Genomic DNA, 15,236 nt, shown 5'->3' with positions numbered 1-15,236 from the left:
TTAAATTCGGTGTATGTTAATTACAAGTATTTATTTTAATGAGAAAAATTGAGATGTGGGGCATAAAGCAAAAAGTAAATCAGGATGTAGCGCATATAAATACTCAGCTTGAACAGCAGATTGCCAGCTATGCTCCCAGCATTGAAAAATTCCTTGAAGAAATAAACGCAATTGTGCTGGATAAGCATGCACAAACCCGACTAGCGCTGTGTTGCCTGATTGCCGGTGGACATGTATTGTTTGAGGACTTGCCAGGTTTAGGTAAGACGACATTGGCAAGTGCTTTGTCTCATCTTGCTGGCTTAAAATTTCACCGCATTCAGTTTACCAATGACATGCTGGCCAGTGATGTGATTGGCATCAATATGTTTAATCAGAAAGAACATCAGTTCGAGTTTAAGCAAGGTCCGATCTTCACTCAAATTCTCTTGGCTGACGAAATTAACCGCTGTAGTCCGAAAACCCAGAGTGCATTGCTGGAAGCGATGGAAGAGGGCTATGCGACAGTAGATGGTGTACGTTATGCCTTGCCTCAACCATTTTGGGTAATTGCAACACAGAACCCATTATTTCAAAGTGGAACTTATGCCTTACCGGAATCTCAATTAGACCGCTTCCTTATGCGCCTGTCTTTGGGTTATCCATCCCGACATGCAGAAAAACTATTATTACAGCAAGAATCTCGTTTTGCCCTGATTGCGACCTTGGCGCATGTCTTTCATGAAGAACAGATTTTAGAATTGCAGAAACTGGTTAATCAGATTTATATTAGTGAACCTGTTCAGGAATATTTGCTAGATCTGGCTGAAGAAAGCCGTAAAAACCGTTATGGATTGTCTACTCGAGGCCTATTGGCATTAAAACGGGCAGCTCAGGCACATGCCTTGATTGAGAATCGTGCCTTTGTCACTCCGGATGATGTGCAGGCGGTATTTGTGGCAGTGGCTTCGCATCGTTTAGGTTTAAGCGAAGCAGAAACTTTCAATGTCATGCAGCAAGTGGCGATAAGCTAGGAGCCAGATCTTGGGGAAGTTTTGGCAGAATTGGCTCAGTAAGCGTTTTCAGTTTGCACAGCAGAAAAAACTCTCACAGCGTGATGTGCTGGTTTTTATCTATCAGCAGGGTTATCTGTATCTGGTACTTATTTTTATCACCTTTATTGCGGGTGTGAATTATGCCAATAACCTGATTTTAGGTTTCTGCTTTCTGATTAGTGCCATCCTGTGTATCAGTTTCTATCTGACCTTTAAACAGCTGCATGGCCTGAATATTGAATTGCTTACAGATGAAATCGGGCAGGTGGGGCAGGACCTGAATCTGCATTTCCATTTTCAGCAGCTCGTTACACAATCACGATATTTATATATTCAGGCAGATGAGCAGCTTTATAAGGTATTGGTTAATCAGACCAAGCAGAAATTCAGCCTTTCATTTTATGGAGAACAACGTGGAAAATTTGTCTATCCGGCCATTCAAATATATTCGGTCTATCCTTTTGGATTGGTAAGAGCGTGGACCTATCTTTATCACCAGCGCTTTGCCTGGGTAGCGCCCAAAGCTCAATATTCGACTGCTGAAAATAAGCAGCATTTGCCAAATTTTGATCCAGAGATGGATGAGTTTCGGGAGTTGCGCAGCTATCAAGCTGGGGAATCTTTGCAGGCTGTTTCCTGGAAGCAGGTGGCGCGTGGGCAGGGGCTGTATATTAAAGTCTTTGAACAGCAGCAGAATCAGCACAATATTGAGATTCATTATGCGCATATGCCAAGCTCGTCGCATGAAGAAAAGCTGGAATGGATGATGGGTTTGGTCGAGCAATGTGAACAGCAGCAATTATCATATAGCTTATATTTGCCACAGGCACAATTAGCTTCAGGCTTTGGAGCTGAACATTTATATCAGGCTAAACTTTTACTGGCACAGGCTTAGGAGGATATAGAAGATGAATGCAAATATCCGAACCGCCATTTTGCTCAGTCTCAGTTTAATTCTGGCTGTACAGGTGAGTTATCTGCCTGCAGGACTCAGCATCATCTTTGCCTTGATGTTGGTACTGCTCTGGCTGAACCTCAGAAAAGGAAAGAACTTTCCCAAAACATGGACCCTGTTGCTGACAGTCATAGCGCTTGCAGTCATTTACTTCACTCATCAGAGTTTTCTAGGTGTAGATGCAGGTGTGGCTGTGCTCTCCACTTTCTTATTTGCCAAAGCTTTTGAAACCCGTACTAAACGCGACCTGATTATTCTGTTTAACTTTGCCCTGTTTGTGGCGGCGAGTACCTTCCTGTATAGCCAGTCTTTTATCATGACTTTTGGAATTCTGTTGTGCTTATTAAGCTGTCTGATCGGCCTGTATCGTATTCAGGTCGGTGAATTTGAGCACGATCCACAGGCTCAAGAGAAAGCATTAAGACAAGATGCAAAACATGTCGGCAAGTTTATACTCTACGCGCTACCATTTTTTGTTTTGCTGTTTATCTTTTTTCCACGACTACCACCGATGTGGCATATCCCCATTCCAGAAAATAAAGGGGTGACCGGGATTAGTGACAGGATGTCCCCAGGAGATATTGCCGAATTATCTCAGTCGAGTGCCTTGGCATTTCGAATTATAGGCGATGTCAGCAAGCTGCCGCCACGTGCAGAATTATACTGGCGTGCCTTAGTCTTAGATGAATATGATGGTCAGACCTGGACCAGCAGTGCAGTCAATCAGCAACCGCAACTTCGCCAACAGCAAGATAATGCCCAATTACCATCAGGCTGGGATTATCAATATCTGGCTTCAGATCCCTCTATTCTTTGGGTAATGGGATTGGAGAAATCAATTCCTTTGGAGCGTCGTTATTACAACCGTTATGATTGGGGTATTATGCCACGCCGTTTGACTCAGCGCGTGGAACCTATTCAGTTACGTTGGATTGGGATACAGGTAAAGCAGCCTTATTTAAATACTAACTATTTACAATATGTGAATACCCGAACGCCTGCTCAGTATGATGTTCAAACTCAGGCGTTAGCAGCAAGATTGGTTAAACAGAGTAATGGTAGCCCGCAAAGGTATATTCAAAACGTGTTGAACTGGTATCGACAGAATAATTTTGTATATACCTTAACTCCTGGGACATTAGGTCAAAATCGGGTAGATGAATTTCTGTTTGATACGCGCCGTGGGTTTTGTGAGCATTACGCGTCTAGTTTTGTCATGCTGATGCGTTATGCAGGAATACCGGCACGTGTGGTTACAGGTTATCAAGGTGGTTCTTTGGCACCTGATGGCAAAAGTTGGGAAGTCCGCCAGATGGACGCGCATGCCTGGACAGAAGTCTGGGTAAATCAACAATGGCAGCGAATTGACCCTACAGCCATTATTGCGCCACAACGTATCGAAAATGGCATGCAAAACTTGATGTCTGAGAATGCATCAGTTTTAGGTGAGGGCAGAGCTTGGACAGCACAACATTATCAGTTGCTGACCAAACTGCGAATCTGGGGTGATTATGCCAGTTATCAATGGCAAAGTAAGGTAGTCGGCTACGATGCTGATTCACAACGCAGCTGGATGTCTAAACTTGGCTTGAACTCAGTTTATGCAGCCGTATGGGGACTTATAATAGGTATTACATTTTTAATAGCATCTTATTTTTTATGGATTTATATTCAAAAGCGAAAGCAGAATTCTCCGTTTGAACTAGCAATTGAAAGCCTTAATCGTTCGTTACTTGTTCAGGAGCGTAAGCAGTCTGCTGAAACTTTTAAGCAGTGGATGCTTCGTATATCAGATAGCCTGAAATCGGATCAAGTCACGCCTTTTTATGAGGCTGTACGGCTTTATGAGAAGAATCGATTTTCAGCTTATGAAGCTGAACAAAAGGATATTAATAAATTCAAAGGTTTGCTTAAAAAATGTGCATATACACTGAAAAAAAAGGAAAAAACTTGTCTTAGGATTTAAAAATTTATAATATGCGTAGCATTCTAGGTGTATAGCTCAGTTGGTTAGAGCGCTACGTTGACATCGTAGAGGTCTCCAGTTCGAGTCTGGATATACCTACCAAGATTAAAAAACCTCCTCAATTTATTTAGGAGGTTTTTTATTTTAAGCACTTTCCACATATAAATTTTATTCGATTAGATTCTTTTACAACTTTTCGTCATAGCTTCTTAATTTATTCTTCAGATTAATGAAATGAACTCGAAAGGAAATCTTTAGGAATTTAAAAATAAACAGGTATTTAAAAGAAGCTTATTTATTGAGTATGTGTTGACCGTGTAGCTATATCCCAGATATCCAGGCTAATCTCAGTAATTCTAGTAATTTGATATTTTTATCAATTTAGTAAAACTATTTAAATATAAAGCAGAATTTTAAATTTAATTGATAAGATCAAATAGAAGTAGGTAATAAAAAATCTCTTAGTTAATATTTAAGATTGACTGTCAAACCCATATTTTGTTTATGGATTATTTTTAATTTCATGCTGCATATCTACTTGAATAATTTTAATATAAATGCAATTTTCTGTTTAAAAAATTATTAATACATAAAAAGTAAATTTCATATTTCTTTGAAATATAAGTGCAAAAAATAGCCTATTTATTATACTTATTAACTGGCTATTAATTTACTAAATACCTGTTTGTTTAATATTAATTATTAAAATATCTAAAATAATGAAAACAGAGCTAAGATTAAAAACATAAAATTAACGAAGCTATTCTCCGAGATATATGTCAAATTCTAGAAGTGAGTCAACCAAAGTGACTAAAAGCCAGAAAGAGAAACGTCCCCTTTATGTACCATATGCAGGATATACGTTACTTGAACTGCCTCTTCTAAACAAAGGTTCTGCTTTTACCGAAGAAGAACGAAAAAGTTTTAATCTACATGGGCTGATCCCTCATGTTATCGAATCCATCGAAGAACAAAGTCAGCGTTCATATCAGCAATACTGTTCGTTTAATGATGACATTAATAAGCACATTTATCTGCGTAACATTCAGGATACCAATGAAACGCTGTACTACCACTTAATTGAAAACCATTTAAGTGAAATGATGCCAATCATCTATACGCCAACAGTAGGTGAGGCATGCCAGCGCTTTTCAGATATCTATCGTCGACATCGCGGAATTTTTATTTCCTATCCAGATCGTGATGGTATCGATCAGATCTTGCATAACGTCAATCGCAGAAATGTCAAAGTCGTGGTGATCACAGATGGCGAGCGGATTTTAGGTTTGGGCGACCAAGGTATTGGTGGAATGGGTATTCCGATTGGAAAATTAGCCTTATATACCGCATGTGGTGGCATCAGTCCGGCATATACATTGCCTATCACGCTGGATGTTGGGACCAATAATCAGCAATTACTGAATGACCCGATTTATATGGGCTGGCGTAAACCACGGATTACTGGTGATGAATATTTCGATTTTGTTGATCAGGTGATTCAGGCAATTCAAAAAAGATGGCCAAATGTCCTGATTCAATTTGAAGATTTTGCCCAGCATCATGCCATGCCATTATTAGAAAAATATCGTGATCAAGCTTGCTGTTTTAATGATGATATTCAGGGTACGGCTGCGGTTGCTGTGGGTAGTCTGATCGCAGCTTCACATGCATCTAAGAAGAAGCTAAAAGATCAGACTGTTGCTTTCTTGGGGGCGGGTTCAGCAGGTTGTGGTATTGCGGAACAGATTATTGCTCAAATGGTGTCTGAAGGATTAACAGATGCTCAGGCACGTAAACGTGTATTTATGGTGGATCGTTTTGGCCTGATTACGGATAACCAGCCGAATCTTTTAGATTTCCAAAGAAAGCTGGCTCAAGATCCGAAGAATATCGCCAAGTGGGCAGATGCAGAGAGCACGATTTCATTATTGGATGTCGTTAAATCTGCGAAACCTACTGTACTGATAGGGGTTTCTGGACAGCCAGGTTTATTCAGTAAAGATGTCATCACTGCAATGGCTGAGTACTGTGAGCATCCGATTATTTTCCCATTGTCTAATCCGACATCTAAAGTCGAAGCAGTTCCTGCAGATATTATTCAATGGACCGATGGAAAAGCATTAATTGCTACGGGTAGTCCATTTGCTCCTGTGAATTATCAAGGTGAAATTTATAATATTTCACAATGTAATAACTCTTATATTTTCCCTGGGATTGGATTAGGTGTGATTGCTTCTGGGGCAAAGCGGGTGACTAATAATATGTTAATGGCGTCCAGTAATGCCTTGGCAGAATGTTCACCTAAATTGAAAGATCCAAAAGCAGATTTATTGCCGGAATTAGATCAGATTCAGCAGATTTCCAAGGTGATTGCTTTGAAAGTTGCACAAGCGGCAATTGAAGATGGTGTAGCGCCTCAGGTGAGTATTGAAACCTTGAAAAAAGCAATCGAAGGGAACTTTTGGAAGCCTGAATATCGAAAATATCAACGGGTAACTTTTTAATAGATCAATAGATATCAATATTTAGGTTCAAGGGTTTATAAGTCGTATGCTTATAAACCCTTTTTTAATATCTAAAGCAATCATCTTTACGATCAATATTTTCTTGATTTAGCAAGCTAGATGCTAAAAATAAATCTAGATAGATTCACTAGCAAATCATTTTTAAATATTCCAATTTACTGCAAATTGTGGAGAGATTTTGAATAAATTCGTCTTACAAATTATGATAAAAACTTGTTATAAATTAAAGATTACGAAAACACTAAATACTTCTATAGCTTTTTAATTGAATATGCAGTTAAAAATCCTTGGAGATCTATCATTTGCGTGCTACCCACTATAAAATTTTGATTATTATCTTACTGATCCTGATAGTGGGTTTTGGGCTTTTCCGCTGGTGGAAAGGACCAGAGTTGCCGAGCTATACCTTAAAGGCGATGCCATTAGTACAAAATGTGGTGGCAACAGGACGAGTGGCAACGGTATCACGTGCCGAGGTTGGTAGTGAGATTGCAGGGGTAGTGCTGGAACGACGAGTGCAGGAAGGGGATCAAGTCAAGCCGGGCGATCTGCTGGTCGTACTGAAATCAGATGAATTGGCTGCCCAGGTACGTCAGGCCGAAGTAGCATTGACTGAATTAGCCACCAGCCGCCGTCCACAAGCCGCAGCTGAATTAGCCTCGGCCAAAGCCCAGCTTGAGCAGGCCAGCCGTGAAGCCAACCGCCGACGTAATGCAGAGCCAGGAATTCTTTCCGCTGAAGAAATTGAACAGGCAGTCGAAGCGCAAAGGATTGCACGCAATAACTTTGAAACCGCACGGATCAAAGCAACTGCATTGGCAGAGGGGCAGGTTGAAGATGCATCATTACGTGAGCAACTCGCTGTGGCAAACGCTCAACTGGAAAAAACCAAAATTCGGGCAACGGTCGCAGGCACAGTACTGACTCGCGATGTTGAGCCGGGTGATCTGGTTCAGCCGGGACAGACCATATTTACCATTGCAATTAATGGCAATACTGAAATTCGTGTACCACTGGATGAACGCAATTTATCACGACTGGCTTTACAGCAAAAAGCTACAGTGATTGCTGATGCCTATCCGGAACAAACTTTCCCGGCATGGATTAATTTTATCGCCCCAAGTATCGATCCGCAGCGTGGAACAGTTGAGCTTAAACTGACGGTAGATCCGGTACCTGATTTTTTACGTCAGGATATGACTGTTTCAGTCAATGTAGAAACGGGGCGGCGCGAGCGAGCTTTAGCCATACCCAATGATGCTCTCACCGGCCTGAAAGGAAATAAAGCTACGGTATTGTTGGTACGCAATGGCAAGGTTCAACGTCAGCAGGTGACCTTAGGCTTGCGCGGTCTGGATCGTGCTGAAGTAACTTCAGGTTTGAAGGAAGGCGATCAGGTACTGGCGAATCCGGATGCTTCTTTAGAAGACGGCACGCGGGTAAGATTAAAGCCACAAAGTATCTTAATTGAAAATACGGCCAGCCAAAGCAATACCAAAAACGAAATACCGGTGAAATTCGATTGAAAAACTTATTCGGACGGCTATGGACCGAATGGACGATTGCGGTCAGTTTCTTACGTGAAGGCCGGTCACAGTCCATCATGATCACTGTCGGGGTTGCAGTGGGTGTGGCTGTGATTGTGTTCATTACCGCCTTGATTCAGGGCCTGCAATCCAATCTGGTGGATCGGACTTTAGGAACGCAGGCGCATATCCGTTTATTGTCTCCAGATGAAGTCAATCAGGTTGCACCGACCAAAGCAGGCGTAATCCAGCTTTTATTGGAAGATAAACGCGCCCAGCGACTGCGTTCGATTAATAATTGGCAGCAGATTGTCACGACACTGGATCAGTTGCTAGATCTGACAGCTGTATCACCAGTTGTCTCTGGGCCGGCTTTGGTACAACGTGGTGATGCAATTGAATCTGTTGCGATAGTCGGTATTGATCTGGAGCGTTATCAGCAGATTATTCCGTTAAAAGACTACTTGCAGAGCGGTCAGTTAAGGATTGGGGCAGATGATGTCTTAATTGGCAGTGAATTGGCTAAAGATCTCGGGGTTCAGGTTGGGAGTAAATTGCGACTAGATACCGGACAGCAAGACAGTACTTTGGTAAATATTGCTGGAATTTTTGAGCTAGGGGTACGTGATCTGGATGCGCGATATATCTATCTAGATCTGAAGCAGGCACAGTCTTTATTGCTGCTCCCGGGCGGTGTAACAGTCATTGATCTTAGAGTGACCGATCTTTTTCAGGCGGACCAGATTGCGGATCAGGTGGGCCGATTAACCTCTTTACAAGCTGAAAGCTGGATTGAAACCAATGCGCAGTTGATGAATGCGATTACATCTCAGAGCCTTTCCACCAATATGATCATTATCTTCGTTGCTGTTTCAGTCGCATTTGGTATTGCCAGCGTCATGTCAGTCAGCGTAGTACAGCGAACCCGGGAAATCGGGATTATGCGTGCAACCGGTGCAACCCAATCTCAGATCTTAAGAGTTTTCCTATTCCAGGGTGCGATCTTTGGTCTTATTGGCTCGGCAATCGGAAGTTCTGCCAGCTATGGCTTGGTATGGGTGTTTAATAATTTTGGTCCAGGGCTATTTTATATTCCGGTGCCCATCAATCTGGTATTTTTAGCGTTGTTATTGGCAACGCTAACGGGTGTATTGGCCGCCGCTATACCGGCACGTCGTGCAGCAGCATTGGATCCGGTGGAGGCTATTCGTCATGTCTGAGCAGTTTCAGGAAGTGTTGCGCTTAGAGGGATTACGCAAATCCTATAATATCGGTCAGCCCAATGAAGTAGAAGTCTTGCACGGCATTGACCTGTGTATTGAACGACAAGATTTCGCTGCCTTGATCGGTCCTTCAGGTTCAGGAAAAAGTACCTTATTAAATATTCTGGGGCTGCTAGATCAGCCAAGTAGTGGTGAGTTATATCTGCTGGGACAGCCCACCAGTAAAATGACAGACACTGAACGGACTGCGTTACGGGGTAATAGTATTGGCTTTGTGTTTCAGTTTCATCATCTGATTCAGGCTTTTACTGCTTTGAATAATATTTTGATGCCTCTCATGCTGACTCATGGCAAACCGGATCAACAGTCCATTGATCGGGCACGTGAACTACTGGCAGCGGTCGGGCTGGAAAAATATGCGGATCGTAAACCAAATGAGCTGTCTGGCGGACAGCAGCAACGTGTCGCAATTGCTAGGGCCTTAATCACCAATCCAGCTTTGTTACTGGCCGATGAACCGACCGGAAATCTGGATACGCAAACTGCAGAAGAAATGTTTGCACTATTCCGAAAAGTGCATCTGGAGCGAGATTGTGCCGTGCTCTTGGTCACCCATGATCCGCGTTTGTCAGCCACTTGTGATCGAACTATTAATCTAGTCGATGGTCTGATTCAAAGTGATACTAGAGGACAGGAGGTTGCTGAGGTATCAACGCAATAAACCTTTGATCCATAATTAAAAACATTTGATCGGTTTGATTTGCTGATATAAATCTTTTTATGACATTATCAAGTCAAAGAAAATATAAAAATTATAAGGAAAGCATATGTACTTTGGACATTTTGCAGTGGGGATGGCTATAAAAGCCAAATATCAGGATGTTCCTTTGCTGCCGATTATTTTGGGTGCAGGTTTTCTTGATGTGATTAACGGTATCTTGGTGGCGATTGGCATTGAGAAAGTTACAGCAAATTTACAGGCTTTACCTTACTTATATTTTGATTTGACCTTTATTGATTGGGATCATTCCTTACTGATGGCTATTGTCTGGTCATTCGTTTGGGGTGCATTTTTTTTCAAAGATAAACGCATTGCAGCAGTCGCTGTATTATCCTGTTTCTTGCATTTTGTCGCAGATATTCCCATGCATAATGCTGACTTGGCTTGGTATCCCTATGCTGGGCAATATTTAGGTTTGGGTTTGTGGGATAAATGGGGAGTCTGGTCCTGGATGTTTGAGATTGGTTTTGCAGTGATATTGCTGACCTATGCCTTTCAGCAACATTTGAAAGCCAATGAAAATATTAAATGGCAGCTATTTTTTATCGGACTGTTAGCATTACAGATGTCACCATGGACATCACCAATGAAGTTTATTGCAATGTTGCCAGAACCTTATTCATCATTTTTTTATAGCATATTAGTGACAGTTGGCTTTATTGTTCCAACAATCATTTTGACGTGGCTTTATAAAAGAAGTGATCAGTTGAGTAAATCCATTAAGCCTGTACTCGATTAAAAGCCATGAGTTATGGACTCTCATCGTCCTCATCCTCATGTCGTTGACGGATCTGGTCGCGTTTAACCTGAGGATCTTTATCTACACCTAATTGACCACGCTGAATCTCTCGATCCTGTTTCTCTTGCGGATCTAATTCCTCTTCTGGAAATTCTTCATTTAATGCTTCTTCAAGTTCTTTATTTTCATCTGGATTCGCCATAAGAGTTCACCTGCTAATGGATCGCGTTATTAAATATGCTTTTTATTGTATAAACAGACCCAGATGAGTCTGTTGTATTTATAGCTAGGCTGATTTTAAAAATTGTTGCTGATGTAAATGGTTTGGATAATATTGATAGCCCCTTATGAAGGTTAATCTTGTTTTAGAAGCACTGGTTCACAAATTCTTTTTCTTTTGGATAGATCTATGTATTAATCTAGGCAAAGTGCATTAAATACCTGATCACATTGAGAATGATAAATTTCATATAAAAATCAGTTTTAATGCCTATTGATGGCAAGCAAATTGCAATAACAACATACCAACAGGTTTTGTGCCAAAAGTGCAAAGCCTAAATTAAACCCTCGGCTTCGCCACAAGCGAAAATGAGTTTTAAAGGTTAGCGCATATGGCAATTCAATCTAATCCTCGGGTGATTTACCCGACGCATCATCCTGTACCGCTGGACACCAGAAAACATAGCCTGTTTGAAGATGTTCAAGCCTTATTTTCAGGTTCTCTATTTGTCAGTATCTGTATGACCATGTTTGCTCAGGCAGGATTATTGACCGGGAGTACAGCAGGGCTGGCTTTTGTGCTGCATTACGCCACAGGCTGGTCGTTCAGTCTGATCTATTTTGTGATCAATATTCCTTTTTACTGGTTTGCTTGGAAGTATATTGGCAGGGAATTTACTCTTAAGACTTTTATTTCTGTCGCTTTATTATCGCTGATTACCTTTATTGCACCCCAATATTTGCAGATTGATTATCTGCATCCAGCCTTTGCTGCGATTGTCGGTGGCTTTCTGATGGGAACTGGCGTGCTATTTCTAGCTAGGCATAAGTCCAGTCTTGGTGGTGCAACCATTATTTCCCTGTATGCTCAAGAAAAGTGGGGCATGAAAGCCGGTAATGTGCAGATGGTAATTGACTGTATTGTTGTATTACTTGCAATCTGGATTGTGCCCTTGGATAAAGTGCTCTGGTCAATTTTGGCAGCAGTAATTATGGGAAGTTTTCTGGCAATGCACCATCGTCCTGGACGTTATAAAGGACACTAATTGACAGATAATATTAAGAAAATAGCCTAAGTATTATCCCTTATTTATAAAGAGCAATGTATACATAATTCATTGCTCTTTAGCTATTTAATCAATCTGCCTCAATCAGGACGTAATCATTATGATGTTTATTGATAGCCCACAATGTTTCTTAACGATCACGAATTACTTCAATTCACCATTTAAATAACAGTCATAAGTTTAGTTTTCTATAGCCTTCACTTTTCATGGTTGAAGGCTTTTTTTATAACAAATATCTACAATTATTTATTGTGTTACAAGTCAAACAAAGTAGCTCTGTGAACTTCAAAATTAGAATCTTATAGTAGGGTGCTGAAGAAGACGGAAGTATATTTTTTAGCTTAAATTTGCCTATTTATTCGTCAAAAATCCAGAACCAAAAATAAAATTAAAAACAGCAAAATCATCATTTTCACTAGCACATTCAGGTTTGCTTTAAATTGACCAACATGTTTCAAGCATCTTGTCACTTAGTCCAACAATTAAAATTTCCGTTCATCGTTTATTTATTAGTTTTAATAGTTAAAAACTTTAATCGCCCTGAAATGGTGCCAAAAACAATCATTTTTAATTGTCCATTTTGTTTAATTGAAGAAAGATGTTGAGGAAAATCGCGTTCTATAAGTCTGATAATTGATGCAAACATAAGGATTCATAGGAGCTTTTAAATTGATCAAGTAATCTATATTTAAAAAACTGCTAATAAACTATTAAAAATAGGAAAATTTAAATAATAGATTTTTTCTATATGGAATATGACCAGATTGATCGGATTATAAACAGCTAAAAATTGAAACAAATTGTATGATTTTTCAGCAAAATCACAACTTGAAATGATATTTCATTGACTGTAAAGCAAGGAGATACGATACTCTCAGGGTTTAATTCAAACATATCGGTTCGCAGGGTCTGAGCCAAAAGCTTGATCCGCAAAACTCTATCAAACGCAAGGGGCTATATATGGCTGGTGGAAAGTCAACAATCATTTACACACTGACCGACGAGGCGCCATTGTTGGCGACCTACTCGCTACTGCCGATCATTGAGACCTTTACTAAGCCTGCTGGCGTTGAGATTGTCAAAACTGACATCTCTGTTGCAGCACGCGTGCTCGCAGAATTCTCAGACTACCTGACTGAAGAACAGAAAGTAGCTGACAACCTTGCTGAGCTAGGCCGTCTTACACAAGATCCAAGCACAAATATTATTAAACTTCCTAATATCAGTGCTTCTGTAGCTCAGTTAACAGCATGTGTTAAAGAGCTTCAGTCTAAGGGCTATGCAATTCCTGATTACCCAGAAAACCCAACAACTGAAGAAGAAAAAGCACTTAAAGCACGTTTCGGTAAATGCCTCGGTTCTGCTGTAAACCCAGTATTACGTGAAGGTAACTCTGACCGTCGTGCCCCAACCGCAGTTAAAAACTACGCGAAAAAACACCCACACTCTATGAACGAGTGGAAACAGTGGTCACAAACTCACGTATCACACATGGACGAAGGTGACTTCTACCATGGCGAAAAGTCTATGACTTTAGACCGCGCGCGTAACGTGAAAATGGAATTGATCACGAATTCTGGTGAAACCATCGTTCTTAAGCCAAAAGTTGCGCTTCTAGATGGTGAAATCATCGACTCAATGTTCATGAGCAAAAAAGCGCTTTGCGACTTCTATGAAAAAGAATTAGATGATTGTAAAGAAGCAGGCATCCTGTTCTCTCTACACGTTAAAGCAACCATGATGAAAGTTTCACACCCGATCGTATTTGGTCACTGTGTGAAAATTTACTATAAAGATGCGTTTGAAAAACACGGCAAACTGTTTGATGAGTTAGGCATTAACGTCAACAACGGTATGGCTGGCCTTTACGAGAAGATCGAAACTCTTCCAACTTCTCTACGTGAAGAAATCATCCGTGACCTACATGCTTGTCAAGAACACCGTCCTGCACTTGCAATGGTTGATTCTGCGAAAGGCATCACTAACTTCCACTCTCCAAACGACGTAATTGTAGATGCTTCTATGCCTGCAATGATCCGTGGTGGCGGTAAAATGTGGGGTGCTGACGGCAAACCTTACGACTGTAAAGCTGTAATGCCTGAATCTACATTCGCGCGTATTTACCAAGAAATGATCAATTTCTGTAAATGGAATGGTAACTTCGATCCACGTACTATGGGTACTGTACCTAACGTTGGTTTGATGGCGCAAAAAGCTGAAGAATACGGTTCACACGACAAGACTTTCGAAATTCCAGAAGCGGGTGTTGCGAACATCACTGACATCGAAACTGGTGAAGTGCTGATGTCTCAAAACGTGGAAGAAGGCGATATCTGGCGTATGTGTCAGGTGAAAGATGCACCGATCCGCGACTGGGTGAAACTTGCTGTAACGCGTGCTCGCAACTCTGGCATGCCTGCAATCTTCTGGCTTGACCCGTACCGTCCACATGAAAACGAACTGATCAAGAAAGTACAAACTTACTTGAAAGATCACGACACAGACGGTCTAGACATTCAAATCATGTCTCAAGTACGTGCGATGCGTTATACACTTGAACGTGTTGCTCGCGGCCTGGATACTATTTCAGTAACTGGTAATATCCTGCGTGACTACCTGACTGACTTGTTCCCAATCATGGAACTTGGTACTTCTGCGAAAATGCTGTCTATCGTGCCGTTAATGGCAGGTGGCGGTATGTACGAAACTGGTGCTGGTGGTTCTGCGCCTAAACACGTACAACAGCTGGTTGAAGAAAACCACTTACGTTGGGATTCTCTAGGTGAGTTCTTGGCGCTTGCTGTTTCTCTAGAAGAAATGGGCATCAAAGAAAACAACCCACGTGCGAAACTTCTAGCGAACACACTTGATGCTGCGACTGGTAAATTGCTTGACAATGACAAGTCTCCATCACGTCGTACTGGCGAGCTAGACAACCGTGGTAGCCATTTCTACCTGGCTAAATTCTGGGCTGAAGAGCTTGCTGCGCAAGACCAAGATGCAGAATTGAAAGCGAAGTTTGCACCGATTGCTCAAGCATTGGCTGAAAACGAAGCGAAAATCGTTGAAGAGCTAAACACTGTTCAAGGTAAAACTGTAGACATCGGTGGTTACTACGCGGTTGATCCTGCGAAAGTAAATGCAGTAATGCGCCCAAGTACTACATTGAACCAAATCATTGAATCACTACAAGCTTAATTA

General features: G+C 41.3%; 11 protein-coding genes and 1 tRNA gene. 11 read left to right on the top strand and 1 reads right to left on the bottom strand.

Annotated features, from left to right (window positions below):
- Positions 1 to 53: 53 nt before the first annotated feature.
- The 9 genes from BS636_RS15015 (at position 54) to BS636_RS14975 (ending at position 10,749) form a co-directional block, all read left to right on the top strand.
- A complete protein-coding gene (locus tag BS636_RS15015) occupies positions 54 to 1,013 on the top strand; it encodes an AAA family ATPase (protein ID WP_099339508.1) in 960 nt (319 codons plus the stop codon).
- Positions 1,014 to 1,023: 10 nt separating this feature from the next.
- Positions 1,024 to 1,929: a DUF58 domain-containing protein gene (locus BS636_RS15010; protein ID WP_099339507.1), complete on the top strand. Its 906-nt coding sequence runs from the start codon at positions 1,024 to 1,026 to the stop codon at positions 1,927 to 1,929.
- 13 nt (positions 1,930 to 1,942) lie between these two features.
- A complete protein-coding gene (locus BS636_RS15005) occupies positions 1,943 to 3,955 on the top strand; it encodes a transglutaminaseTgpA domain-containing protein (RefSeq protein WP_099339506.1) in 2,013 nt (670 codons plus the stop codon).
- 25 nt (positions 3,956 to 3,980) lie between these two features.
- A tRNA-Val gene (locus tag BS636_RS15000) sits at positions 3,981 to 4,057 on the top strand.
- 674 nt (positions 4,058 to 4,731) lie between these two features.
- Positions 4,732 to 6,459 (top strand): NAD-dependent malic enzyme, encoded by a 1,728-nt coding sequence (locus tag BS636_RS14995; RefSeq protein ID WP_099339505.1) that lies wholly within the window; start codon positions 4,732 to 4,734, stop codon positions 6,457 to 6,459.
- A gap of 323 nt (positions 6,460 to 6,782) precedes the next feature.
- The gene (locus BS636_RS14990) at positions 6,783 to 8,006 is read left to right on the top strand and encodes an efflux RND transporter periplasmic adaptor subunit (RefSeq protein ID WP_099339684.1); all 1,224 of its coding nucleotides are present in this window, start codon (positions 6,783 to 6,785) and stop codon (positions 8,004 to 8,006) included.
- Positions 8,003 to 9,226: an ABC transporter permease gene (locus BS636_RS14985; protein ID WP_099339504.1), complete on the top strand. Its 1,224-nt coding sequence runs from the start codon at positions 8,003 to 8,005 to the stop codon at positions 9,224 to 9,226. The genes BS636_RS14990 and BS636_RS14985 overlap by 4 nt, the downstream gene beginning before the upstream one ends.
- Positions 9,219 to 9,950 (top strand): ABC transporter ATP-binding protein, encoded by a 732-nt coding sequence (locus tag BS636_RS14980; RefSeq protein WP_099339503.1) that lies wholly within the window; start codon positions 9,219 to 9,221, stop codon positions 9,948 to 9,950. Before BS636_RS14985 ends, BS636_RS14980 begins: the two co-directional genes overlap by 8 nt.
- 106 nt (positions 9,951 to 10,056) lie before the next feature.
- Positions 10,057 to 10,749 (top strand): hypothetical protein, encoded by a 693-nt coding sequence (locus BS636_RS14975; RefSeq protein WP_099339502.1) that lies wholly within the window; start codon positions 10,057 to 10,059, stop codon positions 10,747 to 10,749.
- Between the two features lie 10 nt (positions 10,750 to 10,759).
- Here BS636_RS14975 and BS636_RS14970 read toward each other — a convergent pair whose 3' ends face one another.
- Positions 10,760 to 10,951: a hypothetical protein gene (locus tag BS636_RS14970; RefSeq protein ID WP_099339501.1), complete on the bottom strand. Its 192-nt coding sequence runs from the start codon at positions 10,949 to 10,951 to the stop codon at positions 10,760 to 10,762.
- A gap of 409 nt (positions 10,952 to 11,360) precedes the next feature.
- Here BS636_RS14970 and BS636_RS14965 point away from each other — a divergent pair, with 409 nt between their 5' ends.
- Together BS636_RS14965 and BS636_RS14960 are read left to right on the top strand one after the other, a co-directional pair.
- Positions 11,361 to 12,014, top strand: a complete 654-nt coding sequence (locus BS636_RS14965) for a YitT family protein (RefSeq protein WP_099339500.1) — start codon at positions 11,361 to 11,363, stop codon at positions 12,012 to 12,014.
- A 981-nt stretch (positions 12,015 to 12,995) separates the two neighbouring features.
- Positions 12,996 to 15,233 (top strand): NADP-dependent isocitrate dehydrogenase, encoded by a 2,238-nt coding sequence (locus BS636_RS14960; RefSeq protein ID WP_099339499.1) that lies wholly within the window; start codon positions 12,996 to 12,998, stop codon positions 15,231 to 15,233.
- Positions 15,234 to 15,236 lie beyond the last annotated feature (3 nt).

It is taken from the genome of Acinetobacter sp. LoGeW2-3, from assembly GCF_002688565.1.
Classification (GTDB): domain Bacteria; phylum Pseudomonadota; class Gammaproteobacteria; order Pseudomonadales; family Moraxellaceae; genus Acinetobacter.
The sequence above is the reverse complement of the archived record's forward strand: the minus strand, read 5'-3'. Positions and strand labels throughout refer to the sequence as shown.

Excerpts from the sequence above, each read along its gene's own strand:
- BS636_RS15015 (WP_099339508.1), top strand. The coding sequence starts at position 54 with ATGTGGGGCATAAAGCAAAAAGTAAATCAGGATGTAGCGCATATAAAT.
- BS636_RS15005 (WP_099339506.1), top strand. The coding sequence starts at position 1,943 with ATGAATGCAAATATCCGAACCGCCATTTTGCTCAGTCTCAGTTTAATT.
- BS636_RS14995 (WP_099339505.1), top strand. The coding sequence starts at position 4,732 with ATGTCAAATTCTAGAAGTGAGTCAACCAAAGTGACTAAAAGCCAGAAA.
- BS636_RS14980 (WP_099339503.1), top strand. The coding sequence starts at position 9,219 with ATGTCTGAGCAGTTTCAGGAAGTGTTGCGCTTAGAGGGATTACGCAAA.
- BS636_RS14975 (WP_099339502.1), top strand. The coding sequence starts at position 10,057 with ATGTACTTTGGACATTTTGCAGTGGGGATGGCTATAAAAGCCAAATAT.
- BS636_RS14970 (WP_099339501.1), bottom strand. The coding sequence starts at position 10,951 with ATGGCGAATCCAGATGAAAATAAAGAACTTGAAGAAGCATTAAATGAA.
- BS636_RS14965 (WP_099339500.1), top strand. The coding sequence starts at position 11,361 with ATGGCAATTCAATCTAATCCTCGGGTGATTTACCCGACGCATCATCCT.
- BS636_RS14960 (WP_099339499.1), top strand. The coding sequence starts at position 12,996 with ATGGCTGGTGGAAAGTCAACAATCATTTACACACTGACCGACGAGGCG.